Source organism: Pseudonocardia sp. WMMC193 (assembly GCF_021728735.1).
Lineage (GTDB): Bacteria > Actinomycetota > Actinomycetes > Mycobacteriales > Pseudonocardiaceae > Pseudonocardia > Pseudonocardia oroxyli.
Map to the genome: position 1 here is coordinate 3,508,000 of NZ_JAKKDO010000003.1, position 24,029 is coordinate 3,532,028.

Sequence of the window (24,029 nt, forward strand, 5' to 3'; positions counted from 1 at the left end):
GCAGTTCTCTCGGCAGCGTGCGAGCGCAAAAGATCGGCTGACAAGTGCGTACAGCGGAGCGGAACACCACCGACCGTGTCCCGGACCCGCGGCTACGGTCCGAGGCACGACGGTCTGGCGAAACACGGGGTGAAGCGATGTCCGAGGGTGCACTGGACGGCATTCGAGTCGTCGATTTCGGGCAGTATCTGGCCGGACCTCTGACGGGCCTGTTCCTGGCCGACAACGGCGCCGACGTGATCCACGTGGACCCGCCTGGCGGGCCGCGGTGGGATCACCCTGTGAACGCGGCGCTGTACCGGGGCAAGCGCAGCGTTCAGCTGGACCTCAAGACGGAGTCCGGGCGAGCGCAGGCGCGTCGGCTCATCGCCTCGGCAGACGTCGTGATCGAGAACTTCCGGCCGGGTGTCATGGATCGACTAGGTCTCGGAGCGGCGAGCTTCGAAGCCGAGAACGACCGCCTCATCTGGTGCTCGCTGCCCGGTTTCCCCGCCGACGACCCGCGCGCCGACCTGCCGGGCTGGGAGGGTGTCGTCTGCTCCGCATTGGGCCTGTATCCCCCGGAGGGCTTCCGCGCCGACACCCCTCGATTCAACCCTTTGACGCTCGCCTCCAACTTCGCCGCCTTCGTTGCCGCCCACCGCATCGTCGGTGCCCTGCTCAGCAGACTCCGCACCGCACGCGGTCGGTCCGTCGAGGTCTCCCTCTACGAGGCCGGTTTCGAGTCGCTCGGCCAGCACGCCGAGTTCCCGCAGTCCCGCGAGTTCGAGTGGCCTTTCCTCGCCCAGATCGTGTCGTACCTGGGAGTGCGGCGCGCCGCGGACGGCGCCTACATCTACTTCGACACCCCGCTACGCGGGCTGCAGGCATTGGTGAGCCACTTCGGTCTCGACTACGACCTGCTCCAACTGGACGCCGCGTCGGCGGAACGGCTGTCACACGATCTGGACGCCCTCATCGCCCAGAAGCCTGCAGCCGAGTGGGAACGGTTGGGGCAGGAGGAACTCGGCACGTCGGTGGGTCTCGTCCAGTCGACCCGCGAATGGTTGCACGACGCCCACGCACTCGACAGCGAGACGATCGTCGCTGTCGACGACCCCTTCCTCGGCCTGACCCAGCAGGCCGGCTTCCCCGTTCTGCTGTCCGGCACTCCTGCGAGCGTGCGCTGGCCGCGCAAGGAGGCCGTAGCGGGGACGGAGGCCCCGATCGAATGGCTGGGCGAGGCACGGCATGACCCGGAACTACCGCCCGCGGATGACGACCTGCCGCTGGCAGGCGTGCGGGTGCTGGACTGCTCGACGTTGCTGGCGGGACCGACCACCACCCGCGTCCTGGCACAGTACGGCGCCGAGGTGATCAAGGTCGACCGAGCCGGGATCGCGACCGAGGAGGTCGACCTACTGACCGACGACCTCGGCGCCTTCATCGGGCACCGAACCGTCAACGCGGGCAAACGCATGGTGTTCCTGGATCTCCGGAAGGCCGCGAGCCGCGACATCGTCCGGTCCATGGTCAGCGAGATGGACGTGGTGCACCACAACTTCACCGCGGCCGCCGCGGAGAAGCTCGGAGTCTCCACCGCGCAGATCCGGGCGCTGAACCCGACGGTGATCAACTCGCGGACCTCGCTGCACTCGGAAGGCGGCTGGCGCGGCCAGCACCGCGGACACGACATGGTCGCGCAGATGGCGACCGGCCAGGGCTATCCGAACGGGCCCGGCGGGCGGCCCACGGCCCAGTCCACGTACATCAACGATCACGCCTCGGGGCACCTCAGCGCACTGGGCATCATGCTGGCACTCCTGCACCGCATCCGTACCGGCGAGGGGCAGGACGTCAACGGCTCGTTGTCGCGCACCGCGACGATGCACCAGCTGCCGTTCCTCATCGACTTCGCAGGCAAGGACTGGGAGCGGACGGCGCCGGACGACTTCGGCTGGCACGCGTTCGATCGCCTCTACCGCGCAGAGGATGGCTGGTTCTACCTGGCCGCGGGCGACCGCACGGACGCGAAGGAGCGGCTTGCCGAGAGTTCACCGACCCTGAAGCCGGTCGCGGGCGTGCCCGACGCCGACGTGCAGGCGTGGCTCGAGGAGCATTTCTCGCGGCTGAAGGTCGACGAGTGCGTGAGCCTGGCAGCCGGCGCCGGGCTCGGCGCGCACGCCTACGTGCGCCTTCCTGACCTGTTCCGCGACGAGAGGGCGTTGCGAGCCAAGATGGTCGCCGTGGTCGAGCACCCGGGGATCGGCCGGGCGCTGGGCATCGGCCTGCCGACCACCGCCGCCTCGACGAGCAAGGCAGGGCGCGACCTGGTGGCCTCCCGCAGGCCGGGCATGGACACCATCACGGTGTTGGCGGAGTTCGGTTTCACCGACCGCATCGTCGAGCTCCTCGAGGAAGGCGCGATCGGGGTTGGCGAAAACCCGGTCGTGAATACGACAGGCGCGCCCGGCTACTGGGGAAGGGCACGGACCTTCAGCATGCTCGTCGATGCCGACGACAGCCAGGCGATTGTTCGGGAAGTGATCAGAGAATCATAGAGGCGCCTCTCGTTTCACGGCCCCCGGGTGCCGGCCAGGATCCACCCCGCGTGCATCAATGTTCGACTACCGCACGTCTATTTCAGCGCTTGACAGAAAGAGGTTCCATGAAGAGCACGATCGAGGAACAGCTGCTTCTCCAGGACGTGGTGAGCAGGTACGTGCACCTCGTCGACCATGCCGCCTGGGATCGACTCGACGAGGTGTTCGTTCCGGACGCCGTAGTCGACTTCACGAATTTCGCCCCGTACATCCCCGTATTGCGCGGTCTGCCAGCGATTGTCGAACAGTTCCGCGGCATGAAACACCCCATTGCGCATCACGCCGTGAACGTAGTGGTGACTGGTTCACCGACGGAAGCGACCAGGGAATTGACGAGTAAACTGCTCATCGTGATGGAGGACCACAAGGTCTACGTCGGTGAGTATCGCGACGTGATGACGGAGACACCCGCCGGATGGCGAGTGCAGCACCGGGTGGGAACCCGACCTTTCCGAGTCGGCGGCGCACCTCCCTCCCCTTTCGACAACCCGTCTTGATCCCTCGCGGGGCCCTACCGCTGAAGGCCTGTTCACGCCTCGATCTCGTCCACGACGCGGGGAGGACCCTGCATGCTGACCGAACTTCGCACCTACCGCTGTGCCCCGGGACGCCGGGAGGAGTGGCTCACCCTGTTCCATGAGGTCGTGCTGCCCTTCATGGCGTCACGGGGCATGGTCGTCGTCGCCAGCTACATCGACGAAACCGACCCCGACGTGCACGTCTGGTTGCGCCGCTTCGACGATGAGGCGCACCGGGCGAAGGTCCATGAGGCTGTCTACCAGGACCCCACCTGGAAGAACGAGATCGTGCCGAGAACCAAGGGCCTCGTGGTGAGGGAGCGCATCGAGGTGCGCCGACTCGTCCCGACCTCCGGTTCGCCCCTGCGCTGAGGCACCGGTCAGCACACCAGAACGAAGAGCACCGACGACGATTCCCCCGCGGCGCGGGGACACTCACCGGACACCGGGCTCGCCCCCGGTCGGCAGGTTGCGCCCGCCGGATACTCGGGGACATGGAACGCTCCCCGTTCGCGCGCGGCGTCGTCACCACGCTGGAATGGATCCGCGGCGAGCGCGACGGCCCGGTGACCGGCCGAGCCGACCGTCCGGTGACGGCCCCCCTTGCTCGGGCCGAGATGGGGCCGCTCACGAGATCGTCCATCCCGACGCACCATTGCCGGTACGGACATTGGCCGACGAGCTCAGTGCCCCACCGACGTCCGCTCCCGATCGCCCCTCACGCCGCCGAAGGAGTGCACCTCACCCCGCGCCGGCTTGTGGGCGACACCGCCGAACCCCCGCTGATCCTCCCGGCCCGGCACACCGAGGGCGACCTCGTCCAGGCCACGATGGCCGCAGCGCCACATCGGTTCTGGGGCCCTGAAGAACGGCACGCGGCACGAACGGCGGCGCGCGACGCACTCGCCCCATCCCAGCGTCTGCTCAAGCGCATCACAGCGATCCAGACTCAGATCGCGTCGGCTTAGCGCTCGACGTCGCCTTCTGCGTCCCATCCAGCTGCCCCTCTCGCTCCGCCATGTTCCACACCGTCCGCTCCCGCATCGCGGTCTCCTCGGCCATTCGCTGCGCGTCGACGGCCTCCCGGGACGCGATCTCCGCGAGAGCCGGCGGGCGAGCGCACGTCGTTGAGGCTTCGTCGGGCCTGGTCTTCAAGGGTGGAGCTGAGGGGATTCGAACCCCTGCCTCCTTGACCGCGAGGATTCCACGAACCCCCTCACAAGCCTTCTACCAGCGACAACGCTGACAGAGTCTTCCCCTCCAGCCTCCAGAACTCGCACCACGCGCAGGGTTTCGCACCACGAGTGGCTCCACACGATCCACTACCCGCGTGGTGACGATCTGCTACCGGGTTGCGGTTCTCCGACGCCCACTCCGGAGCCGCCCCTGCCGCTTCGCGGTGTCGTACACGTCTCGCAACGGCATCCACTCGTCGGCGCCGATGTCCGCGAGCCAGAACTTCATGCCGCTCACCTTCTTTCGGCCGCTCACGACCGCGGCGGCGTCGTCGGGTAGGCGATAGCTGTCGCCGGACGGCAGACGGATGCGGCCGACCTCGATCATTGCGGCATACGTCCGTTCCCGGTGCCGCCCGCGTAGTTCGACGCCGTCGGCGAGTACGCCTGACTCGACAAGCTGGAGCAGCTGCGGAGTAACGCCTCGAGACGCAGGCCGCCCTGCCGACCGCTCCGCGGCTCGGCGCCCCTCGGACACGGAGCGGGAAGTCTCTGACGCGTCGTTCACCTTCGTCCACGGCAACGGCAATCCGAGAGCGTCGCTCGACCAGACTCTTCGGCACAGCTCCTGGTAGAGCTCGCCGCGGCCCTCGACGACGGTCGTGAGACTCGGCGCACGCCCGTAGTCGTGGAAGTGGCGCTCCAGGGCGTAGGTCTTGGTGAAAGACGCGAGGCGCGGATTTCGCTTCCGGCTCGACGGCGCCAGTACGGCAGCCAGCTGATTCTCTCGAGAGTAGAAGTCAACCTCGTCGCTGAACGCGAGGTCGTTGTAGCTGGCGTTATCCCGGGCCCGCAGCAAGAGCAGGACGCCCCGTACGAGACCTGACCGACGGGGTGGGTCTCGACGTCGTGCACAAGACCGTCGCAACGCCGCCGCCCAGAGGTCGGCGAGGTCGGCCCGGCACGGCGGCCCTGTCCCGCCGGGGGTCGGCCTCATCGGCTGCCACGCCGCCACGCGGGCCGAGATCGACGAGGTGCTCCCCCTCCTGGCCGACGGCACCTTCAGGCCGGTCGTGGACTCCGTCCACCCGTTGGAGGACGTCGCGCGCGCCCTCGGTCGCTTTCAGTCCCCGGACCGTTTCGGCAAGGTCGTCCTGTCCATTGGCCGAACCGGGAGAACGGGCCGCCCGTCCCGGACACTCTCACCACAGTGTGGAAAACTCGCGGTGACACCAGCGAGTGGAAGAGGACAGACGTGGCGTCCGAGTCGGCGAAGGCCCCGGTGAGCAGCATGCGCTCGCTGGAGCGCGCCATCGACGTGCTCGAGGTGCTCGACGAGAGCAGGCACGCGCTGCGGCTCAGCGACATCGCTCGGCGGGCCGGTCTGCCGGTGGCCACGACCCAGCGCATCCTCACCGTCCTGGAGGCGCGCGGGCGCATCGAGCGGGGCTCCACCGGCTACCGGCCCGGGGTCGGGCTGATCTTCGGCGCGCACGCCTACCTGAACAGCAGCCCGCTGGTCCTGGCGGCGCGCCCGGTGCTGCAGGAGCTCGCCGCCGAGACGGGCCTGACCGCGTCGCTGTTCATGCGGGTCGGCTGGTACCGGGTGGTACTCGCTCGCGTCGACGGGGCCCATCCGCTGCGCTACGAGATCCCCATCGGCGAGCGCCTGCCCCTGCACATCGGCGCGGGCAAGGCGCTCGCGGCGGCGATGTCACCCGAGGAGATCGAGCGGTTCCTCGACGAGGAGCCGGACCTCACCCGCGCGGACGGCACGGCGTACAGCCGCACGGACTTCCTCGCCGAGCTGGCCGAGATCCGCGCCCGTGGCTACTCCACGGCGAGCGGCGAGCGCGTCCCGGGCATGACGTCGGTCGCCGCCGCCGTGCAGCCCACCGACACCCCCGCCACGGCAGCCCTGCAGGTCTCCGGCACCAGCGACGAGGTCCCCGCCGAGCGCATCGCGGCCCTCGGTGTCGAGGTGCAGCGGGCGGCCTACGCGGTCGCCCGGCGCGTCTTCTAGCGGTCCCCGCCGATCCGGCGCGCCGCCGCCCCGCGCCACCCATTCCTACCACTGTGTGAGACACAGTATTCCTGTGTGGAAATTCGGCCTTGACAGAGCGCCCTGCGCCACCGACTCTGTTCGTACACCGATATGACTTACCACTCTGTGGATCTGCAAGGAGGCAGCATGCGGGCAACCGTGCTTGGGCTGGGTGAAGCGGGCGCGTTGTACGCGGCCGGTCTGGTCGCCGAGGGGTGGACCGTGACGGGCTTCGACCCGGCCGACAACGCGACGCCCGAAGGCGTCGTCCGCGCCGAGACCGCGGCCGAGGCCGTGGCGGGCGCGGACTACGTCCTGAGCCTCGTGGGTGGCAAGCACGCCGCCGCCGCCGCGGACGCGGTCGTAGGGTCGCTGGGTGCCGAGTCGGTCTACCTCGACATGAACACCGCGGACGCCGCGACCAAGCGGGCGGTCGCCCAGGCCGTGGGCGCGCACCGCTTCGCCGACGTGTCGGTGATCGGGTCGGTCCCGGCCTACAAGTCGGCTGCGGGCGTGGTGGTCAGCGGGGCCGCCGCGGACGCGGCGGAGACGCTGTTCGTCGGGCTCGGGGCGAAGGCGGAGAACATCGGCGGTGAGCCGGGCGACGCCTCGGCCCGCAAGCTGCTGCGCAGCGTGTTCATGAAGGGCCTCGGCGCGCTGATCGTCGAGGCGACCGAGGCAGGCAGCGCCGCGGGAGCCGAGGCGTGGGTGCGCACCCAGATCGCCGCCGAGCTCAGCGGGGGTGAGTCGGCCCTCGACCGGCTGCTCAGCGGCACGCTCAAGCACGCTGGGAGGCGGGGCATCGAGACCGGCGCGGCCGCGGACCTCATCGCCGCCCTCGGCGTGCGCCCGGTCCTGACCCGTGCCGCGGCCGAGCTGCACCGCGAGCGCGCGGACGCGTCGCTCGCCCCGGTCGAGGACCTCTTGGCCGAGCTGGTGGCCGTTCCGGTGGCCAACCTGGGCGATGCCCGCGACCGTATGGGCATGTGCGACGGAGGCATCCGCTCCCTGTGGCAGGGCGCCAAGATCGCGGGCCGCGCCCGGACCGTGTGGGTGCGCTCGGGCGACAACGAGGCCATCCACCGCATCATCCCGACGTGCGGACCCGGCGACGTGCTGGTGGTGAACGGCAACGGTGACACCACCCGCGCGCTGATCGGCGAGCTCATGTCGGAGAAGCTGCGGTTCCGCGGCGTGCCCGGCATGGTCCTCGACGGCGCGGTGCGGGACGTCGCCGAGCTCGAGCGCATCGGCTTCGGGGTGTGGGCCCGCGGCAGCAGCCCGGCGGGCCCCTACAAGTTCGGCCCCGGCCAGACCGACGTCCCCGTCGCCGTCGGCGGGGTCGTGGTGAACCCCGGTGACCTGATCGTGGCCGACGACGACGGTGTCATCGTGATCCCGCCCGCCGAGGCCGTGTCGAGCCTGCAGCGCGGGCGCGCCATCCTCGAGCGCGAGACCCGTCGGCGCGCCGAGATCGTCGCAGGAGGCGTGTGATGATCGGTGTGTGGGCGCTGGTCACCTTCGTCGTGGTGATCATCGTGTGGAACGCGGTGTTCAAGCGCAACATCGGCGAGTCGATGATCCTGGGTTTCCTCGCCGTCTGTGCCTTCGCCGTCATCGGCGGGGTCGAGGACGGCGGGTCGCCGCTCGCCGCGATCTGGGACGGCGTGCTCGACTCGCTGACCGAGGAGGTCACGTTCGCCGGACTGGCGTTCGTGTTCATGAGCTACGTGCTCACCAAGACCCCGGTCCTGGACAAGCTGATCGACCTGTTGAACTCCGTCCTGGGCAGGCTGCGCGGCGGGCCGGTGTACACGGCCACGGTCGCGGGCGGCATCTTCGGCGCGATCGCGCACATCGGCGCGGCGGTCACCGCCGCCGTGGGCTCGGTGACCGTGCCGTGGATGAAACGCTCGGGGGTCAAGCCCGAGCTGGCCGCGACCGTCGTCGCGGGCGGCGCGGGCATGGGCGTGAGCTTCCCGTTCTCCGCCACCATGTTCATCCTGGTCGGCGGGCTCGCCGCCCAGGGCGTCATGGAGCCGGACGAGATCGTCAAGCCGCTCGCCCTGGCCGGTCTGTGGTGCCTGCTCTACCGCATCGTCCTGGTGTTCTTCCTGGTGCGGCGCAACGGGATCCAGCCGGTCGCGGCGAGTGACCGCCAGCCGTTCGGGCTGAGCCTGCGCGCGGGCTGGACCTCGCTGCTGCTGTTCCTGCCGATCATCGTGCCGCTCCTGCTCACCCGCGGTCCCCTGGCCGAGGCGCTGGGGAACTACTCCGCGGTCGGCGAGACGCTCAAGAAGCCCGTCACGCTCTCGGACGGCACCACCCTGGCCGCGCAGCCCTACGCCATGCCGGACGTCATCAGCCTGATCACCTGGATCCCGGTCCTGATGATCGCGCTCGTGCTCTTCCTGGGCCGCAAGCACCTGCCGCGCACCGCGTCGGGCTGGATGAGCACCATCGGCAAGGCGGCGCCGTCCTTCGGCGTCATCGGCATCACCATCATCGCCGCCTTCGCGGCGTCGAACGTGCTGGCCGACCTGGGGCTGGCGAGCCAGCTGGAGGGCGTGCTCGCCGGGCTGGACGCACCCGCCTGGATCATGGCGATCGCCATCGGCGTGATCGTGGTGGCCATCGCCATCCCGCTCACGGCGTCGGCGACGATGGCCGCGGTCGGGCCGGTCGCCGTCGTCGCGCTGGTGGGTGCCGGCGTCCCGGCGCCGATCGCCGCGGCCGCCGTCCTGATCTTCGCCTCCACCGAGGGCGCGTCGCCGCCCTCGGGGGCGCCGATCTACGTCGCCGCGGGCATCGCCCGCGTCGACCCGGTGAAGACCTTCCTGCCGCTGCTGAAGTACTACTGCCTGCCGATCCTGGGCATGGGTGTCCTGATCGCCGTCGGCTTCCTGCCCGTCTGACGCGTCCCACCTGCGAACCGAGGAGCTCCGATGAGTTCGACGATGAACCCACCCGCCGCCCGTCCGGCCCTGATCCCCCGCGTGATCACCGCGCTGTTCGTGGTGACCGTGGTGTTCTTCCTCCTGGCAGGCCTCACGATCGTGCTGGGCCAGACCGCGACGCTGATCGGCGGGAACGCCGATGCGGCCCGCGCGTGGGCCACCGCGCTCAAGCCGTACGCCTTCGGCGGGGCGTCCGCGGCCGGTCTGTTGTCCTTCGCGCTGATCTACTGGCACGGGGAGCAGCACGACGGCGCCGGGGACGACACCGACGACGACACCGACGACACCGACGCCGAGGAGCGCCGGAAGTGACCGCCACCCGGCCCACCGTCCCGCCCTACTCCGCGCTGCGCGACCACGTGCCGCCCGGGTCGAGCTGGGGTCTGTTCACCGAGGACCCGGAGCGGGGCATGGCGAACTTCGCAGGCCCCACCGAGGTGCTGGCCGGGGTGGCGACGGTGGACCGGGGCGCGGCGTTCGACCTCGACCACCCGCTCGACGCCTTCGACCCGCCGATGGCCCGAGCCCGCCGCGCCCCGCGTCACGAGCTGCTCTCGAGCCACTCCGAGTCCCGTGACGACGTCCTCCACGGCTTCTACCCGCAGGCGGGCTCGCAGGTCGACGGCCTACGGCACCGGCGGGCGTCGGGCTACGGCTTCTACAACGGGGTGCCCGACGAGGAGATCAGGGTCGGTGGACCGGCCCTGGGTGTGCAGCGGTGGGCCGAGAAGCCGATCGTCGGGCGCGGGGTCCTGATCGACGTCGAGGGGCTGCTGGCCGCCGAGGGCACTCCGCTGGACCACCGGGCGGGGCCCGCACTCGAGGTCGACGTGCTCGACCGCGCGCTGGCCGCGCAGGGTGAGTCCGTGCGCCCCGGCGACCTGGTCCTCGTCCACACCGGTTGGACGCGCTGGTTCCTCGACGCCGACGCGGACCTGCGCGCCGAGGTGCGCGACGCCCGGCGCGCCACCGGGTTCCGTCAGGACACCCGCTTCCCGGAGTGGCTGTGGGACCACCGGGTGGCCCTGTTCGCCACCGACCTGTTCGCGGTCGAGGTGTTGCCCGTCGTCGCGGACAGCCCCTTCCTGCACAGCGCGCCCGAGGACGCCGGGATGATGCACCAGGAGCTGATCGCCAAGCTGGGTGCACCCCTCGGCGAGCTCTGGAACCTCACCGCGCTCGCCGCCGACAGCCGGGCCACCGGCCGGTGGGACGCGCTCGTCGTGGTCAAGCCGCTACACCTCACCGGCGGTGTCGGCTCGCCCGCCAACGCCACGGCCCTGCGCTGATCGTCGGCGCCGCCGCCCGACCGACTCCCTCCGGCCGACGCGCAGGCTAGACCGGGGCCCGCCCGGCCAACTGGGCGATCAACTCTTCGCACTCCTTGATCGGAGTTACACCGATGTTCTTACAGTCCCGGGCGTCGACGACATCGCCTGGCCGGGCGCCGACGGCCTGCCCATGAGCGACGAGGACTGGGACGGCGACCAGACCCGCACCCTCACCGTCTACCTCAACGGGCGCGCCATCCCGGACCGCGACGACCTCGGCGTCCGGGTCGAGGACGACTCGTTCCTGCTGCTGGTCAACGCCCGACACGAGGGCCAGACCGTCACCCTGCCGGACGAGACCTACGGCTCGGCCTGGCGGGTGGTCGTCGACACCGCCCATCCTGACGGCCGCGGATCGACGGACGCGCTCAAGCCCGGGGCGACCGTCGACCTCCTCCCGCACGGCCTGCTCGTTCTGCAGAGCCACCAGGACTGAGCGTGCGCACGGCGCCGAAGCGGATGATGCACTCGCCGACGGCCAGGTTGAGCAGCCACCCCGCTCCGCTGCTGAGGTCGTGGACCAGCACGGTGTGCCCGAACAGAACCGGCCCCAGGGTCTCGGTCAGGGGCTGCGTACCCGCTGCCAGAGCAACGGCGTACGCGCGGATCATCCAGGCGCGGTGCGCGGCGAGGTCCTTCCGCCGGGCGGCCGAGACGCCCAACACGAGGAACGCCGCCAGCGCTGAACCGAACACGAGCCTCAGCACGAACAACAGCTCGCCGGTGCCGGGCCTGGCCGGGTACACCAGCGTCATTGTCAGGGCCGACGCTGCGACGACGAGACCGGCGGCGGCCACCCACCGTCCGGCTCGCCGGTGCCAGGCCCCTCGGCGCAGGCCGGGGACGAACTGCACGGCACCCAGGAGCACGAACATCGTCGCGCCGATCACGTGCACTACCACGAGCGGGGCCGGATCGAGCCGGGCGTCCGCGGCGATGACCGCCGGGCCGCCCGCGAGTTGGATCAGCCGCAGCACCCCCGCCAGGAGCGGAAGGGCACCGAGCAGCACCAGAACGATCGGGACGGGCCACGAACGGACGACCGGTGTCACCACCGCGAACCCCTCACGTCGAGACTAGGACCAGGCGAACGCAGATCAAGGGACGATGCCGAGCTTTCTCCACGTTGCGTGTGCTGCACACCGCCGTCACCTCCACACCGCGGGCCTTGGCCAACTGGACGGTGTACGTGCCGACCCCGCCGGACGCCCCGATCACCAGCAGGCTCGAGCCGGGCCCGACCCCGCAGGTACGCAGCAGGGTCAGCGCCGTGGTCCCCGCCAAGGGCAGCGCGGCGGTCTGCTCGAACGTGAGCTCGTCCGGCTTGGCGACGGCGGACCCGACCGGCACTCGGACGAGCTCGGCGAAGGCCCCCCGCACGCGTCCCGACGTCCGCCACGATCGCGTCTCCGACCGCGAACCGGGTCACCCCCGGACCGAGGGCGACAACGGTGCCCGCGAGGTCCTGTCCCCGCACGGCATGTCGTGGTCCGGTGCGACCGAACACCGATCGGACCAGTCGGGCCAACCGGGGATCACCACGCATGACGTGCCAGTCGGCGGCGTTGACCGACGCGGCGTGCATGCGGACGAGGACCTCACCCGGCCCCGGCTCCGGGTCGGGCAGCTCGGCGAGTTCGAGGACCTCGGGGCCGCCGTAGCAGGTCTGGCGGATCGCCTTCATGGCCGCAACGGTAGGGCGACCGGACACTGCGGACATCAGGGCTGAACCCTGAGCCCGCACACCCGGTCGTCGGTCACCCTCGGCGCCCTGCCGCATCGCGGCGGGACAGGAGTTGCTCGTTGCGCACGATGGTCCACGTGACCATGGCCGAGTCGAGGTACGCCCGGACCTCGACGACCATCGCGCCGGGCTCGGCGGAGTCGAAGCGGCACACCCAGCACAGGACGTAGTCGTAGGCCACACCCTCGAGGGTGTGCGACATGGCCTGCAGTTCGACGGTCACCGTCGCGCCGTCGAGGTGCAGGTGACGCAGCTCGAGACGGACGGGGTCGCGCATGAGCCGGGCGAGCCGGTCGAAGGTGGCGTCCATGAACGCCTTCTTGCTCGTGTAGTGCCCCGCGATGGGGTGGGTGCCCATGACGGTCCAGTCGACGTCGTCGGCGACGCGGTCGAAGAACGCGGGCATGGTGTCGGGATGGGCGAGGTTGCCGAACAGCTCCTCGCGCTCGGTGCGCAGGTCCATGGGGTGCTCCCGGGGTGTCGTGGAGTGGACGGAGGTCAGACGCCGGCCCGGACCGGCGAGGGTCGGGTGATCCGCAGCCTGGTGGCGAGGTGATCGCGCAGCACAGCGGCGTCGGCCGGCGCCCCGACGAGGCCGAGGTAGCCGTCGGGACGGATCAGGGCCATGGTGCCGCCGCCCTGTGCGGGCAGCCCGTAGGCGCGGTCGAGCACCCCGTGGGGGTCCACGATGTCCTCGGAGCCCGCCTCGGCCACGTCGTCGACGACCCGCCTCGTGGTGCCGAGGTCGCCGAGTGCGTCGCGAAGCTCGTCGACCGCGGTGGCGTCGCCGCGGACGAACAGGAGCATGCCCGGGCGGGCGAGCAGGTCCTCGACGGTCACCGGGGAACCGTCGGGGCGCAGCAGCCCGTCGGGATCGGGCGCGTGGTCCCCGGCCCGGGCGGCCCCGCGGTGGTGGGTTCCGCGGTGCTCGACCAGCGCGCTGTCGCGGTAGTCGATGGTCACCTCGGCCTGTCCCTCCGCGAGGGTCTCGGTGAGCGCGTGGACGTGCCCGACCAGGGACAGCACGAGGTTGCGCACGGTCGCCGCGGACCGGAGAGGGTGCCGATGGCGGTCTGCTTCGTGGCCATCCGGACGACCGCGGCGCCGACGGGGTGGCGTTCGTCGTGGTAGGAGTCGAGCAGGTCCGCGCCCACCCGGCCGGTGACGACCAGGGCGAGCTTCCAGGCGAGGTTGGCCGCGTCCTGGATGCCGGTGTTCCTGCCCTGCGCGCCCGCGGGGCTGTGGATGTGCGCGGCGTCGCCTGCCAGGAACACCCGGCCGTGGCGGTACTTCTCGACCTGCCCGTGGTGGACCTCGAAGGTGGTCAGCCACCGCGGGTGGGACAGCCTGATCCCGCCGCCCATCCGCTCGTCGCGTTCAACTGGTTGAAGGCCGAGCAGGACTAGGTACGTCGGGCGGGAGCACCAGCGTGCCGATAGCGATAATCACCAAGATCACTGCTTCGGGTTTCGACCGCCGCCTAAGGGAGCCCGGCTCGGATGACCCGGTTTCCGGGTGGGTGGTGGGACAACATTCATTTCTTCGTCCCACCGCCCACCGAGCGACACAGCCCGAAGGTCCGCCTGCGCCGCAGGCCGGGCGGGCTGAGCCCGCCCGGCCTGTCGTCACAGGATTCGGATCGTCTGGCAGATCCAGTTGTCGTGCAGCTCGAAAGATGCGGCCAGTGCTCGACGCCGGCCCCGCAAGCGGATCGTTGCGGCGACCTCCACCGCTACCTCGTGGGGCTGGGCGGATGCGCAGCAAGCGGGCGGCGCCGTGGGAGCCGGCGGCATCGGCCGGGACAGCCTGGAGGTAGCGCAGGACCCTTGGGTGGATGCGGTATCGGACCTGGCGGGCCGCGCGGCGCCGCCCGGAGGGCGGTCCGCGCAGCAGACGCGTCCGCGCCCTTGTGCGTGAGACCGGGCGGGGTAGGCAGGCCCACCACCAGGGACAGCCCGCCGAAGGCGGCCCTCCGGCGAAGCCGCCCTGACTACGCCACGAACGTCAAGATCGAGTCGGCGCTGCCGAACTGGCGGGAACTCGAGCTCGTACTCGCCGATCTGAGCGGCCGTGCCGCCGCTGCGGTTGATCCCGTCAATGAGCAGGCGGTGCAGTGCCACGGGGTCCATCGGCACCGGTGCCGTGACAACCTTGCTCACATCCTCGCCCTGACGGCGAAGCACCAACTCGACGAGGCCGGTGCCGATCATCGGGGCCGCAGTCGATTGGACCTCTGCGCGCGGACTCTCATCGACGCTGGTCTCCAGCACGACGACCGGTTCGTCGGAAGCCTTCCCATCGTCGGCGGACTCGGCATCAACGCTTTCCAATGCGGCACCCTCATCGCTGGCCTGCGGGAGCGCACGGATCACCGCGCGGACACCACGCCGCGGGTCGATCAGTCCCCACTCCCGCAGCAGGCTCAGTGCCCGGTTCGCCGTGCCGATCGCGATGCCGTACTGCTTCGCCACCTCGGCGGTCGTCGGTAGGGCGGACCCGACCGCCATGGTGCCGTCGAGGATCTGGGCGCGGAGGTCCATCGCGGTGAGCTCGTATGGGTTCTGGGCGAACAGCTCGTCGGGGCCGACCACGCCCGGATCACCGACCGGGCGACGCGGGAGGCGGTCAAGCAGGCTGGTCGACGCGCGTTGGTCGGCCTCTGACACCCATGCGGCGTAGACGCGCAGCGTGGTCGCTCCCCCGCCACCGTGGCCAAGGCGGCCCGCGACCGTACGTACGTCTACACCGCCCGCGATCAGCTCAGTCGCCGAGTAGTGGCGCAGCTTGTGGAAGGTCGTCTTGATGCCCAGGCGCTGGACGAGGCGCGCGTACCGCCGGGTGATCGTCCGCGGGTTCATATGCGCGGCGCCGTCGCCCGAGTGGGAGAAGACGAACGCGTCATGCGCCAGCTCGTACCCGAGCGCCGCCGCCAGCTCCATGCTCCGCGCCCGATGCGCGGTCAACAGAGTGATGGACTCCGGATCGAGGGCGATCCGGCGGTGCTGGTGGGTCTTGGTGTCCTTCTCCCACGTCTCGGTCTTGAGCTCGGCGATGGACCGCTGGACGCGGAGGGTGCCCGACACCAGGTCGACGTCGTCCCACCGCAGCGCGCACAGCTCGCCTCGGCGGGCGCCCGTGACCATCGTCAGCCAGACCAGCACAGCCCAGTCCGGGTCCTCCCAGGACGCGTTGAGGATGCGAGCAGCCTCGGCGGAGGTCGGCGGCTGCGGGTTCCCAGGAGGCTGCTTCGGCGGCTCGGCGTTCTCGATCGGGCTGCGCGAGAGCCACTTCCACCGAACGGCCCGACGCAGCGCGCCGCTGAGGATGACGTGGATCTGCCGGATCGTCGACTGCGCCAGCGGCTTGCATACGTGCTGGCGGCAGCGATGATCGCAGTCATGGGCTGTCTTGACTCGATGCTCGATCATCCGTCGGCGCTTGCAGTGGAGGCGGCAGCGACGGAGCTCTGCATAGAACGAGTCGAAGACCTCTGAGCTGAGCGCGGCGAGCTTCACCGTGCCGATGAGCGGCACGATGTGGGTCTTCGCGAGATTCTCGTAGGTCGCCTTGGTCGTGCGCTCCACTTCGAGCAGGGCGAAGTGCTTCTCGAGCAGTTGGCGGACCGTGGCGGAGGTTCGGGGGTTCAGTCGCTCGTCGACCTGGACGAGGAGCCGCCGAAGGGTCTTCTCGGCCTCGTCCTCAGCACCGGGGCCCTTGCGGACGATCTCCTGCAGGTAGTGCCGCTTCTTGGTGATCGGGTCACGGCCCGCGTAGACGCGGACGCGGTATGAGCCACTCTCCAGTGGCGCGATCTCACCTCGTTGGCGATCTCGTCGCTTGCGCGGGGCGGGCGGCATGGCGCGAGATTAGGCCGACTCGCGCCATAAGCGGCGCCACAACACGACAGGCCCGAGAGTCAGTCGACTCATCGGGCCTGGTCAGAAGGGTGGAGCTGAGGGGATTCGAACCCCTGACCCCTTGACTGCCAGGATTCCACGAACCCCCTCACAAGCCTCCTACCAGCGACAACGCTGACAGAATTCCCCTCTTCAGCCTCCAGAACTCGCACCACGCGCAGGGTTTCGCACCACGCCCGGCTCCACGGCCGAGCCGCTATCTCAGCTTGTCAGGGTCGACGATCTTGGCCTCGACTCCGGCGTGTTCGGCGAGGAGGGCCAGCAGGTTGGCGCCGTCAAGCAGCTCTAGCGGCTTTCCTGCGGCGAACTGGTAGCTGGCCTGGCCGTAGCCCGACGTCGTCACCAGGATGCCCTTCGACGCACCTTCGTTCTGCAGCGTGCCGAACAGGTCTCTCACAGCCGAGACGTCGACGGTATGGCGATACCGCTTGGCCTGGATGATGACCTTGCCGCCGAAGATCGGCCGGTGGTCGAAGGCCACACAGTCGACTCCACCGTCTCGCGAGGCGCGTGTCTGCTTCGTGTCGAGGCCCATCCGCGAGAACAGGTTCTGGATAAGTGACTCAAACTCGTTCGGCGTCAGCTCGAGAAGATTCGGCCGCTGGTCGAGTCCTGACAACACGTCGGACTCTTCGATGAAGCGCTTGTCCACCATGTCGAACTCGAGCACCGGACGCACCGGCGCAAGTTCCTCAGGGCGTTTGGAGACACTCGCATTCAAGTGCGTCAAGCACGCCATCGGGTCGACAGCGGAAAGATCCAGCGAGAGGAAGACTTCTCGCGTGGTACGCAGGGTGACGATGCAGGGTGTCACCGGCTGTCCGGTAGCAGGATCCGTTGTCGAGACGACGCCGTTGAAGACGACCGTCTCGATCAACGAGTCACGGTCGGCTTCGAAGACCTCATGCACAGTCCGAAGAGACACCTGGGCCACGACGGAGGCGTACTGGGTACGGACATCCTTCACCGGCCTGTTCGTCGTGGTGATCTCGTCCCGCGCCCTGACGTACCGGTACTCCTTCGCCGTCGGAACGACGTCGATCGTCGGCAAGCCGTACTCCACGACGAGCTGCGCCGACTCCGGGACGTAGGCGATGCGATGCGATTGGGGAAACCCTTCCGGGTAGACCGAGCGGGACAGCACCATGCCGAAATAGTCAACGACCGCGTCCGGATCCCGACGAGCGAATGCGTCAGCGAAGACGTCGATCTCATAGTTCTGCCGCTCGACGGCGTCCTGCCGCTCCTGGCACTCCTGCCGGTAGCGGTACTGCGCCTGCTCGAGACGTTGCAGGCGCTGCTGCTCACCTCGGCGATGCTCCTGCACCGCTTGACTGTGCTGAGCCTGCAGATGCCGACAGTGCTGATGCCAGGTCTCCTGAGCACCACGGAACTGCTCCTGAGCCTCCTGGATCGCGCGCTCGTGCTTGTTCTTCCCGAATGCCTTCGCTAGCCCGCTCGGCTGAGCCGGTTCGAATTGCGGCCATGCGGGTTCTAGCGGGTACCTCGGCGGCGGTGGCGCCGGGAGCGGTCGTCCATCCTGGCCCGCGTCGAACAAGGGATGCTCGACGAGCTGTTTCAATTTCTGTAGGTCGACGTAGTCGTCGCGGGTGAGGGTCTCGCTCAGCAACTGATCGAGCTCCTCGAGACCGGCGTGCAATGAAGCGTTCCTCGCGTCCACTTCCGCCAGCCGCGCCTCGAGATAGGCCTGCTTGCGTGCCTTCTCCGCTTCAGCTGCCGCGCGTGCATCAGCGCGCGCCACCTGATTGGCTGCGCGCTCTGCGGCTTTCCGCGCTCGCTCGGCTTCACGCAGAGCAGCCGCCTGCTGCCGTACGTACGCCGCTTGCGCTCGCTGACGCTCGCGCGCTTGAATTGCCGACTGTCGCCGCATCTCGGCCAGAAGACCGCGCCGACGCCCCACCTTGCTTATCCCCCATCACCTGTCGGGGCACGTCAGCGGCCCGACATGCCATGACCGAAGCCCATTCGCCCGCTACGCTTGGTCATCATCCTGTCACGTCCGAGTGGTGTCGGCCAGCTTCTCAACACGGGCCGCTCGGCACGTGCGAATCGACGATCAGCTCACGATGCGTCAACCGACCTTGATCTGCTCGTCTCCGAAGTTCGCGACGATCTGTAGGTCACCGCCGAGGGCACGCACATACCTGTCGAGGACTTCGATACCGGCCAGCTCACCGTTCTCGATCTGACTCACCCGCCCGACGGTCACTCCCATCACCTCGGCCACCTGGCGCTGCGTCAACCCGCGCCGCTTACGGGTCTCAGCCAGCCGGCGAGCCCGAACCTGTCCGAGCAGCCGCTCCTTCTGGCGCTCGACGCGCTCCTCCCCCGCCGCGGCGACGTGCTCGTCTCGAATCTCCGACCACCGCGCAGCACTCATTACTCGCCCTCCTCAGCTTCCCGTTCCTTCAGATACGTCGCGTACAGCAACTCCGCACGCGGGATGGCCTGCCGATACCACTCCGCCCAGCGCCCGGACTTGTCTCCCGCGACCAGCAGAACCGAACTACGCCAGGGGTCGAAGGCGAACAAGATCCGCACCTCACTGCTCCCCGCCGAACCCGGACGCAGCTCCTTCATGTTGTGGACCGTCGAGCCCTTGATCCGATCGACCAGCGGCCGCCCGAGGTTCGGGCCACCCTCCGCGAGGGCCTCGATCGCCGACACCACCTGATAGTGCGTGTCCACGTCGCCACGGAGCAGCCCGTCGAGCCACTCGTGGACCTCGTCGGTCAGGTAGATCTCCCACATGCGACCTCCGGCCACCACTTTAGCTCAAGCTAAAGTTTCCTGGAAGGTGCAAGCAGATTCGTTGACCGACCGTCAAGTCGCACCTCGCCGACCAGCGTCAACCCCGTCTGTGGTCGCGATGTGGTCGCGGTCGGGCCACCGTCGTCCTCCGGCACGCGCCGTGCGCGCCCGAGGAGGTCGACGATCATGCGCAAGACAGCCCACCGCGGCCGTGTCTACCGGCGGTGCGCCTGCCGTGGCGCCGACGGTAAGCAGCTCGGAGCGCGCTGCCCCATGCTCTCGAGCACACGTCGCCACGGCAGCTGGACCTTCGCCGTCGACATGCCCTCGCTCACCGGGAGACGCAGCACACTGCGCCGCGGCGGCTTCCTCACGCGCGCCGCCGCCGTCGCCGGGCTCGACCACGTCCTGGAGTGCGAGCGCGTCGGGATCGTCTTCGACGACACCGAGTCCGTGGCCGACTACCTCGACACGTGGCTGCACGAGAAGGCCCGATCACTGAAGCCCACGACGCTCGCGATCTACACCGACTACGTCACCAAAGACCTCGTGCCCGCGCTCGGCGCGATCCGGCTCGAGAAACTCAACCACCTGCACGTCGCCTGTTTCATCGACGATCAACTCGCCGCAGGCCGCGGCCCCACCACCGTCCGCCGGCTCGTCGCCACGCTCTCAAGCGCGCTGGGCGACGCCATCCGAAAACGACGACTCCACGACAACGCCGCCCGGCACGCGCCGCTGCCGCACCCACCGAAGCGGATCATGCCGTGTTGGACATCGACCGACGCCGCTACGTTCCTCCGGCACTGCGACGCCACCGACGACCCACTCGCGAACCTCTTCGAGGTCCTGATCGGCACCGGTCTGCGCAAAGGCGAAGCGCTCGCACTGCACTGGTGCGACGTCCACCTCGACGACGCGGTCCTGTTCGTGCGCTACACCCTGTCCAACGTTCGCAACAGCACACCCGTGATGACCAGCCCGAAGATGAAGTCCAGCCACGCCTGGGTCGGACTCTCCGACCGCGTCATCGCGGCCTTCGAGCGACAACGACGCGCCCAAGCCGCACACAACGCGACCACCGAGCTGGTCTTCAGCCAGGCCGACGGCGCGCCGCTACGCCCCGAGGTGGTCCTACGCCGTTTCCACCACCTCTGCGCCGCGGCGGGCGTGCCGCGCATCCGTGTTCACGACCTCCGGCACCTCGCCGCCACCCTGATGATCAGCTCGCAGGTACCCCTGGCCATGGCGTCGAAGACGCTGCGCCACTCGACGATCTCCACCACCGTCGACATCTACGGACACCTCGTGCCCTACGCCGCGCAACAAGCAGTAGATGCCATCGCGACAGCCATCACCGCCGCCGAGCTCGTCCAGCGATCCTGTTGAACATGGGGACGCCGCGGCGCGACCACAATGCGACCACATCGAAGATCCACGAACCGCGGATCGCGCGGGACAACTCGAGTTTCCGGGGCCGCTCACCGGCCCTGACCTGCCGCAACAACCGCAGGTAGATCAAATCAGAAGGGTGGAGCTGAGGGGATTCGAACCCCTGACCCCTTGACTGCCAGACCCCACGAACCCCATCACAAGCCGCCTACCAGCGACAACGCTGACAGAATCCCCCTCTCCACCCTCCAGAACTCGCACCACGCGCAGGGTTTCGCACCACGAGTGGCTCCATGCGGGTCATAGCTTCGGCTGAATCCAGCCAAAGCCCAGATCTTTGAGGTCGTCAGCGATCCACTTCAGCGCTATCTTCGTCGCAGGCCGCTCGGTGAGCACCTCCAGCATCGTGACCGCGCGCGAGAACCGGCCGACTCCGCGACGTCGCGGTGGTGCCTGCGCCACTCGTCGATCTGTCTGACGAAGGGCTCGGTGTCGCGCCATTGCCCGATCTCAAGCGCCCCGCTGCCTATGGTGACGCGGACACGATCGCCCTCCGCGTCGGCCGGGGCAGGCCCCACTCCGTAGCTGATTCTCGGCCCGTCGGCGAGGTCAGGCCCGGAACCGACGTTGAGTGTCGCCGTGATCTCGAGTGCCCGCACGCAGGATTTCCCCAGAACCCCCAGGAGACCTGGGAACCACGCCGCAACGAGGTCGCGGTAGATCGTCAGCGCAGCGCTGTAGGTCCATTGCGCCAGTTCGAGGAGACGCTCCGGGGAGTACAGCGCCCACACCCGCCCGCCGACAGGGTCGAGGTCAGGGGCCGGGGAGGGCGCGGAAGCGAGCTCGGGAGTCTCGACGAGCTGGGAACGCAGCGCTCGAAGCTGCCCGAGTGGAATGTCAAGCGATCGCACGGAGAAGACCGCGTCGTCGTAGGCGTCGCGTTCGGCAAGGCCGATCAGCTCGTCGCACTTCTCGACCACGCGAGCCGGATCCGCACGCCCAGTGAGCCGAGCGTGCGCCGGCGCAAGCGCGACACACATCGCCCATCGCTGCTCGGCCGCGAACAGCGACCCCGGCCCATCGCGGAAACCGATGCCGCCCTCCAGCGACCCCTTGACCCGGTCCCGGAAGAGCTCGTATGCGAACAGCCATACTCCGCATGCACGGTCGTCCAGGGGGCCGGTACGGAAGCCCCAACCACGCTCAGGCGTCGGCCGTCGGCGCAACACCTCGAAGCCGCCCTGGCATCGATCTCCGGGAGCGAACACGACGGTCTGTCTCGTCCCGGGTTTGATGGAGACCTCTACCAAACCCGGGACTTGACAGTGCGCGCCACGATCCCCGAGCCCGCCGACACCGCGGTTCCGGACCTACTGGAACGCGACTTCACCCCGCCCGCCCCGAACGGATCTACGTCGGCGACGTCACCTACCTGCCCCTCGCCTCGGGCGAGAACCTCTCTCTGGCCACCGTGATCGGCTGCCACTCGCGACGCCTGGCCGGGTGGGCGATCGCCGACCACCTCCGCACCGAACTCGTCGGAGCGCCCTGCTCGCCGCGGCGGCGACCCGGGGCAACCTCGCCGGGGCGATCTTCCCCTCCGACCACGGCTCGGTCTACACCAGCGGCGCTCCGCCCAGCTCTGCGACCGGCTCGGTGTCGTCCAGTCCCATGGGCGCGGTCGGCTCCTCAGCAGACAACGCCCTCGCTGAGTCCTTCAACGCCACCGTGAAGCGGGAAGGGCTGCAGGACAGCAACTCCTGGCCCGACGCGCTCACCTGCCATCGCCAGCTGTTCCGCTGGCTCACCAGCTACAACCCCGACGCCGGCACTCCTGGTGCGGGCTACCAGCCCCCGACACCCGCGAGAACGCCTACGCGACTACCGTCCCGTCCCGATCGCCGCGTAATCCACCCCGTGTCCACAATCCGGGTTAAGGCCCCGAAGCCGTCCGCCCGTCGGTCCCGGGGTGCATGTCAAAACCTCGGTAGCCCGCGTCTGCGACCTCGGCCAACTGCTGTCGGTACGCGCCGATGCCTGCCATGTAGAACATGACAGCGTTCCTCTTGCCGGGGATGTTCGCCCCGAAGATCCAAGACTCGGCCTGCGGGAACAGCGTCATCCCGGCGATCTCGGTGCAGGTGGTCGTCCAGCCGTCCTCGGCCTCCACCGTCGGCTCCACCGTCCCGACGCCGTCGCGCTCCGCCGCCGCGATGAGGTCACCGATCCAGTCGACCTGGACCTCGATGCTCGGCGGCAGGTTGGTGAAGGGTCCGTTCGGGCCGAGGATCATGAACATGTTCGGGAAGCCGGACTTCGCGATGCCGAGGTAGCTCGTGGGCCCGCCGGCCCAGTGGTCGTCGATGTGGCGGCCCCCGCGGCCGCGCAGGTCCATGGCCCGGTAGTTGCCGTCGACCGCGTCGAACCCGGTGGCGAACACCAGGACGTCGAGCTCGTGCTCGGCCCCCCCGGCCGTGCGGACGCCTGTGGGCGTGATCCGCTCGATCGGGTCCTCCTTGAGCGAGACGAGCTCGACGTTGTCGCGGTTGTAGGTCTCGTAGTACCCCTCGTTGCACAGCGGTCGCTTCGCGTAGACGTCGGTGGGGGTCAGCTTCCGAGCCGTCTCCGGGTCGTCGACGATCTCCGCGATCTTCGAGCGGATGAACGAGGCGGCGGCCGCGTTCGCGTCGGGATCCGTGGCGATGTCGGCGAAGGTCCCGAACATGAACCTGAAGCCGTTGCCCTTGTCCCAGTTCTCCTGGAACACCCGGCGGCGCTCCTCCTCCGAGACGCTCATCGCCGCGACGGTGCTCTCCTGGAACCCGAAGGCCACGACCGAGTCGCGAACCTGCTTCCAGACGGCGTCGAAGTTCTTCTTGGTCCGCTCGACCTCGGCCTGGTCGACGGGCCCGTTGCCCGACGGCACGCAGTACTGCGGTGAGCGCTGGAACACCGTGAGGTGCGCGGCCGTGCGGGCGGCCGCGACGATGAACTGGGTGCCGGTCGATCCGGTCCCGATCACGCCGACCCGCTTGCCCGTGATGTCGAGGTCCGACGGCCAGGCGTTGGTGTGCACGAGCGTGCCCGCGAAGCTGTCCCGGCCGGGGATGTCGGGCAGGTTGCTCCTCGCGAGCAGACCCAGAGCGTTGACCAGGTAGCGACAGGTGAGTCGCGCCCCGTCACCGGTGGTCACCGTCCACAGGCCGGTGGAGTCGTCGAACCCGGCGGCGACGACCTCGGTGTCGAGCTTGATGTCGCGACGCAGGTCGAAGCGATCGACCACGTGCTCGAGATAGGCGAGCACGTCGGGCTGGTCGAGGTAGCGGGTCGACCAGTCCCACTCCTGGAGCAGGTCTTCGTCGAACGAGTACCGGTACACGAAGCCCTCGGTGTCCGACTTCGCTCCTGGGTAGCGGTTGAAGTACCACGTCCCGCCGACACCGCCGCCCTTCTCGAAGCCCTGGACGGTGAGCCCGAGCTCGTTGCGCAGCTTGTGCAGCATGTAGATGCCGGCGAAGCCGGCGCCGACGACCACGGCGTCGACGTCGGCGGCTGGGGTAGTGGTGCTCATGGTGCTCCTCTCAGTGGGGACGGGGG

23 protein-coding genes and 2 pseudogenes are annotated in these 24,029 nt (G+C 69.2%); 12 read left to right on the plus strand and 13 right to left on the minus strand.

Translation table 11 applies throughout. The features are described from left to right. The first annotated feature begins 137 nt into the window (after nt 1–137). The 3 genes from L3X23_RS18090 (at nt 138) to L3X23_RS18100 (ending at nt 3,472) form a co-directional block, all read left to right on the plus strand. Nucleotides 138–2,540: a CoA transferase gene (locus L3X23_RS18090; RefSeq protein ID WP_237193300.1), complete on the plus strand. Its 2,403-nt coding sequence runs from the start codon at nt 138–140 to the stop codon at nt 2,538–2,540. 107 nt (nt 2,541–2,647) lie between these two features. Beyond that, entirely contained in the window at nt 2,648–3,079 is a 432-nt protein-coding gene (locus L3X23_RS18095; protein ID WP_237193301.1) for a nuclear transport factor 2 family protein, read from the plus strand. Between the two features lie 72 nt (nt 3,080–3,151). Next, nucleotides 3,152–3,472, plus strand: coding sequence for an NIPSNAP family protein (locus L3X23_RS18100; protein WP_237193302.1), 321 nt, complete (start codon nt 3,152–3,154; stop codon nt 3,470–3,472). Between the two features lie 972 nt (nt 3,473–4,444). Here the strand turns inward: L3X23_RS18100 and L3X23_RS18105 are convergent. After that, complete coding sequence (locus L3X23_RS18105; RefSeq protein WP_237193303.1) at nt 4,445–5,134, minus strand: hypothetical protein; 690 nt, start codon at nt 5,132–5,134, stop codon at nt 4,445–4,447. A 136-nt stretch (nt 5,135–5,270) separates the two neighbouring features. Here L3X23_RS18105 and L3X23_RS36615 point away from each other — a divergent pair, with 136 nt between their 5' ends. The 7 genes from L3X23_RS36615 to L3X23_RS18135 all read left to right on the plus strand — a co-directional run bounded on the left by L3X23_RS36615 (nt 5,271) and on the right by L3X23_RS18135 (nt 11,043). After that, on the plus strand, nt 5,271–5,561 hold the full coding sequence (locus tag L3X23_RS36615) for a zinc-binding dehydrogenase (RefSeq protein WP_374204994.1): 291 nt from the start codon (nt 5,271–5,273) through the stop codon (nt 5,559–5,561). Beyond that, entirely contained in the window at nt 5,531–6,298 is a 768-nt protein-coding gene (locus L3X23_RS18110) for an IclR family transcriptional regulator (RefSeq protein ID WP_237193304.1), read from the plus strand. The genes L3X23_RS36615 and L3X23_RS18110 overlap by 31 nt, the downstream gene beginning before the upstream one ends. A gap of 168 nt (nt 6,299–6,466) precedes the next feature. Next, on the plus strand, nt 6,467–7,813 hold the full coding sequence (locus L3X23_RS18115) for a DUF1932 domain-containing protein (RefSeq protein ID WP_237193305.1): 1,347 nt from the start codon (nt 6,467–6,469) through the stop codon (nt 7,811–7,813). Beyond that, nucleotides 7,813–9,234 carry a TRAP transporter large permease subunit gene (locus L3X23_RS18120; RefSeq protein WP_237193306.1) on the plus strand — a complete coding sequence of 474 codons (1,422 nt, stop codon included), beginning with the start codon at nt 7,813–7,815 and terminating at the stop codon, nt 9,232–9,234. The genes L3X23_RS18115 and L3X23_RS18120 overlap by 1 nt, the downstream gene beginning before the upstream one ends. 30 nt (nt 9,235–9,264) lie before the next feature. Then, nucleotides 9,265–9,588 carry a hypothetical protein gene (locus L3X23_RS18125; RefSeq protein WP_237193307.1) on the plus strand — a complete coding sequence of 108 codons (324 nt, stop codon included), beginning with the start codon at nt 9,265–9,267 and terminating at the stop codon, nt 9,586–9,588. Further along, nucleotides 9,585–10,565, plus strand: a complete 981-nt coding sequence (locus tag L3X23_RS18130; RefSeq protein WP_237193308.1) for a cyclase family protein — start codon at nt 9,585–9,587, stop codon at nt 10,563–10,565. Before L3X23_RS18125 ends, L3X23_RS18130 begins: the two co-directional genes overlap by 4 nt. A 172-nt stretch (nt 10,566–10,737) precedes the next feature. Beyond that, nucleotides 10,738–11,043 (plus strand): hypothetical protein, encoded by a 306-nt coding sequence (locus L3X23_RS18135; RefSeq protein WP_237193309.1) that lies wholly within the window; start codon nt 10,738–10,740, stop codon nt 11,041–11,043. Here the strand turns inward: L3X23_RS18135 and L3X23_RS18140 are convergent. From L3X23_RS18140 to L3X23_RS18180, 10 genes and pseudogenes are all read right to left on the minus strand, one after another. Beyond that, complete coding sequence (locus tag L3X23_RS18140; RefSeq protein ID WP_237193310.1) at nt 10,976–11,662, minus strand: DUF2306 domain-containing protein; 687 nt, start codon at nt 11,660–11,662, stop codon at nt 10,976–10,978. The genes L3X23_RS18135 and L3X23_RS18140 overlap by 68 nt on opposite strands. Nucleotides 11,663–11,672: 10 nt before the next feature. Further along, nucleotides 11,673–11,987, minus strand: a complete 315-nt coding sequence (locus L3X23_RS18145; RefSeq protein WP_237193311.1) for a hypothetical protein — start codon at nt 11,985–11,987, stop codon at nt 11,673–11,675. 19 nt (nt 11,988–12,006) lie between these two features. Then, nucleotides 12,007–12,387, minus strand: a pseudogene (locus tag L3X23_RS36620) (alcohol dehydrogenase catalytic domain-containing protein); the annotation flags it as partial. Then, complete coding sequence (locus L3X23_RS18150; protein WP_237193312.1) at nt 12,365–12,814, minus strand: nuclear transport factor 2 family protein; 450 nt, start codon at nt 12,812–12,814, stop codon at nt 12,365–12,367. The pseudogene L3X23_RS36620 and the gene L3X23_RS18150, both read right to left, overlap by 23 nt. Before the next feature lie 35 nt (nt 12,815–12,849). Further along, nucleotides 12,850–13,377 (minus strand): hypothetical protein, encoded by a 528-nt coding sequence (locus tag L3X23_RS18155; protein WP_237193313.1) that lies wholly within the window; start codon nt 13,375–13,377, stop codon nt 12,850–12,852. After that, complete coding sequence (locus tag L3X23_RS36625; RefSeq protein ID WP_374204866.1) at nt 13,311–13,715, minus strand: FAD-dependent monooxygenase; 405 nt, start codon at nt 13,713–13,715, stop codon at nt 13,311–13,313. Before L3X23_RS36625 ends, L3X23_RS18155 begins: the two co-directional genes overlap by 67 nt. A 261-nt stretch (nt 13,716–13,976) precedes the next feature. Next, a complete protein-coding gene (locus L3X23_RS18165; protein ID WP_237193314.1) occupies nt 13,977–16,208 on the minus strand; it encodes a tyrosine-type recombinase/integrase in 2,232 nt (743 codons plus the stop codon). A 256-nt stretch (nt 16,209–16,464) separates the two neighbouring features. Then, nucleotides 16,465–18,189 carry a restriction endonuclease gene (locus L3X23_RS36220; RefSeq protein ID WP_237193315.1) on the minus strand — a complete coding sequence of 575 codons (1,725 nt, stop codon included), beginning with the start codon at nt 18,187–18,189 and terminating at the stop codon, nt 16,465–16,467. Between the two features lie 171 nt (nt 18,190–18,360). Then, nucleotides 18,361–18,669, minus strand: coding sequence for a helix-turn-helix domain-containing protein (locus L3X23_RS18175; protein WP_237193316.1), 309 nt, complete (start codon nt 18,667–18,669; stop codon nt 18,361–18,363). Continuing rightward, nucleotides 18,669–19,040 (minus strand): type II toxin-antitoxin system RelE/ParE family toxin, encoded by a 372-nt coding sequence (locus tag L3X23_RS18180; RefSeq protein WP_237193317.1) that lies wholly within the window; start codon nt 19,038–19,040, stop codon nt 18,669–18,671. Before L3X23_RS18180 ends, L3X23_RS18175 begins: the two co-directional genes overlap by 1 nt. A 453-nt stretch (nt 19,041–19,493) precedes the next feature. Between L3X23_RS18180 and L3X23_RS18185 the strand changes: the two genes are divergently transcribed. Next, on the plus strand, nt 19,494–20,429 hold the full coding sequence (locus L3X23_RS18185) for a site-specific integrase (RefSeq protein ID WP_237193318.1): 936 nt from the start codon (nt 19,494–19,496) through the stop codon (nt 20,427–20,429). Nucleotides 20,430–20,797: 368 nt separating this feature from the next. Here L3X23_RS18185 and L3X23_RS18190 read toward each other — a convergent pair whose 3' ends face one another. Continuing rightward, nucleotides 20,798–21,742, minus strand: a complete 945-nt coding sequence (locus tag L3X23_RS18190; RefSeq protein ID WP_237193319.1) for a hypothetical protein — start codon at nt 21,740–21,742, stop codon at nt 20,798–20,800. A 15-nt stretch (nt 21,743–21,757) separates the two neighbouring features. On the opposite strand from L3X23_RS18190, the pseudogene L3X23_RS18195 reads away from it, so the two are divergent. After that, nucleotides 21,758–22,369 (plus strand): annotated as a pseudogene (locus tag L3X23_RS18195) (DDE-type integrase/transposase/recombinase); the annotation flags it as partial. On the opposite strand, the gene L3X23_RS18200 reads toward L3X23_RS18195, so the two are convergent. Continuing rightward, nucleotides 22,366–24,003, minus strand: coding sequence for an NAD(P)/FAD-dependent oxidoreductase (locus tag L3X23_RS18200; RefSeq protein WP_237193320.1), 1,638 nt, complete (start codon nt 24,001–24,003; stop codon nt 22,366–22,368). The pseudogene L3X23_RS18195 and the gene L3X23_RS18200 overlap by 4 nt on opposite strands. Between the last annotated feature and the right edge of the window lie 26 nt (nt 24,004–24,029).

Excerpts from the sequence above, each read along its gene's own strand:
- L3X23_RS18090 (WP_237193300.1), top strand. The coding sequence starts at position 138 with ATGTCCGAGGGTGCACTGGACGGCATTCGAGTCGTCGATTTCGGGCAG.
- L3X23_RS18095 (WP_237193301.1), top strand. The coding sequence starts at position 2,648 with ATGAAGAGCACGATCGAGGAACAGCTGCTTCTCCAGGACGTGGTGAGC.
- L3X23_RS18100 (WP_237193302.1), top strand. The coding sequence starts at position 3,152 with ATGCTGACCGAACTTCGCACCTACCGCTGTGCCCCGGGACGCCGGGAG.
- L3X23_RS18115 (WP_237193305.1), top strand. The coding sequence starts at position 6,467 with ATGCGGGCAACCGTGCTTGGGCTGGGTGAAGCGGGCGCGTTGTACGCG.
- L3X23_RS18120 (WP_237193306.1), top strand. The coding sequence starts at position 7,813 with ATGATCGGTGTGTGGGCGCTGGTCACCTTCGTCGTGGTGATCATCGTG.
- L3X23_RS18125 (WP_237193307.1), top strand. The coding sequence starts at position 9,265 with ATGAGTTCGACGATGAACCCACCCGCCGCCCGTCCGGCCCTGATCCCC.
- L3X23_RS18135 (WP_237193309.1), top strand. The coding sequence starts at position 10,738 with ATGAGCGACGAGGACTGGGACGGCGACCAGACCCGCACCCTCACCGTC.
- L3X23_RS18150 (WP_237193312.1), bottom strand. The coding sequence starts at position 12,814 with ATGGACCTGCGCACCGAGCGCGAGGAGCTGTTCGGCAACCTCGCCCAT.
- L3X23_RS36625 (WP_374204866.1), bottom strand. The coding sequence starts at position 13,715 with ATGGGCGGCGGGATCAGGCTGTCCCACCCGCGGTGGCTGACCACCTTC.
- L3X23_RS18165 (WP_237193314.1), bottom strand. The coding sequence starts at position 16,208 with ATGCCGCCCGCCCCGCGCAAGCGACGAGATCGCCAACGAGGTGAGATC.
- L3X23_RS18175 (WP_237193316.1), bottom strand. The coding sequence starts at position 18,669 with ATGAGTGCTGCGCGGTGGTCGGAGATTCGAGACGAGCACGTCGCCGCG.
- L3X23_RS18180 (WP_237193317.1), bottom strand. The coding sequence starts at position 19,040 with ATGTGGGAGATCTACCTGACCGACGAGGTCCACGAGTGGCTCGACGGG.
- L3X23_RS18200 (WP_237193320.1), bottom strand. The coding sequence starts at position 24,003 with ATGAGCACCACTACCCCAGCCGCCGACGTCGACGCCGTGGTCGTCGGC.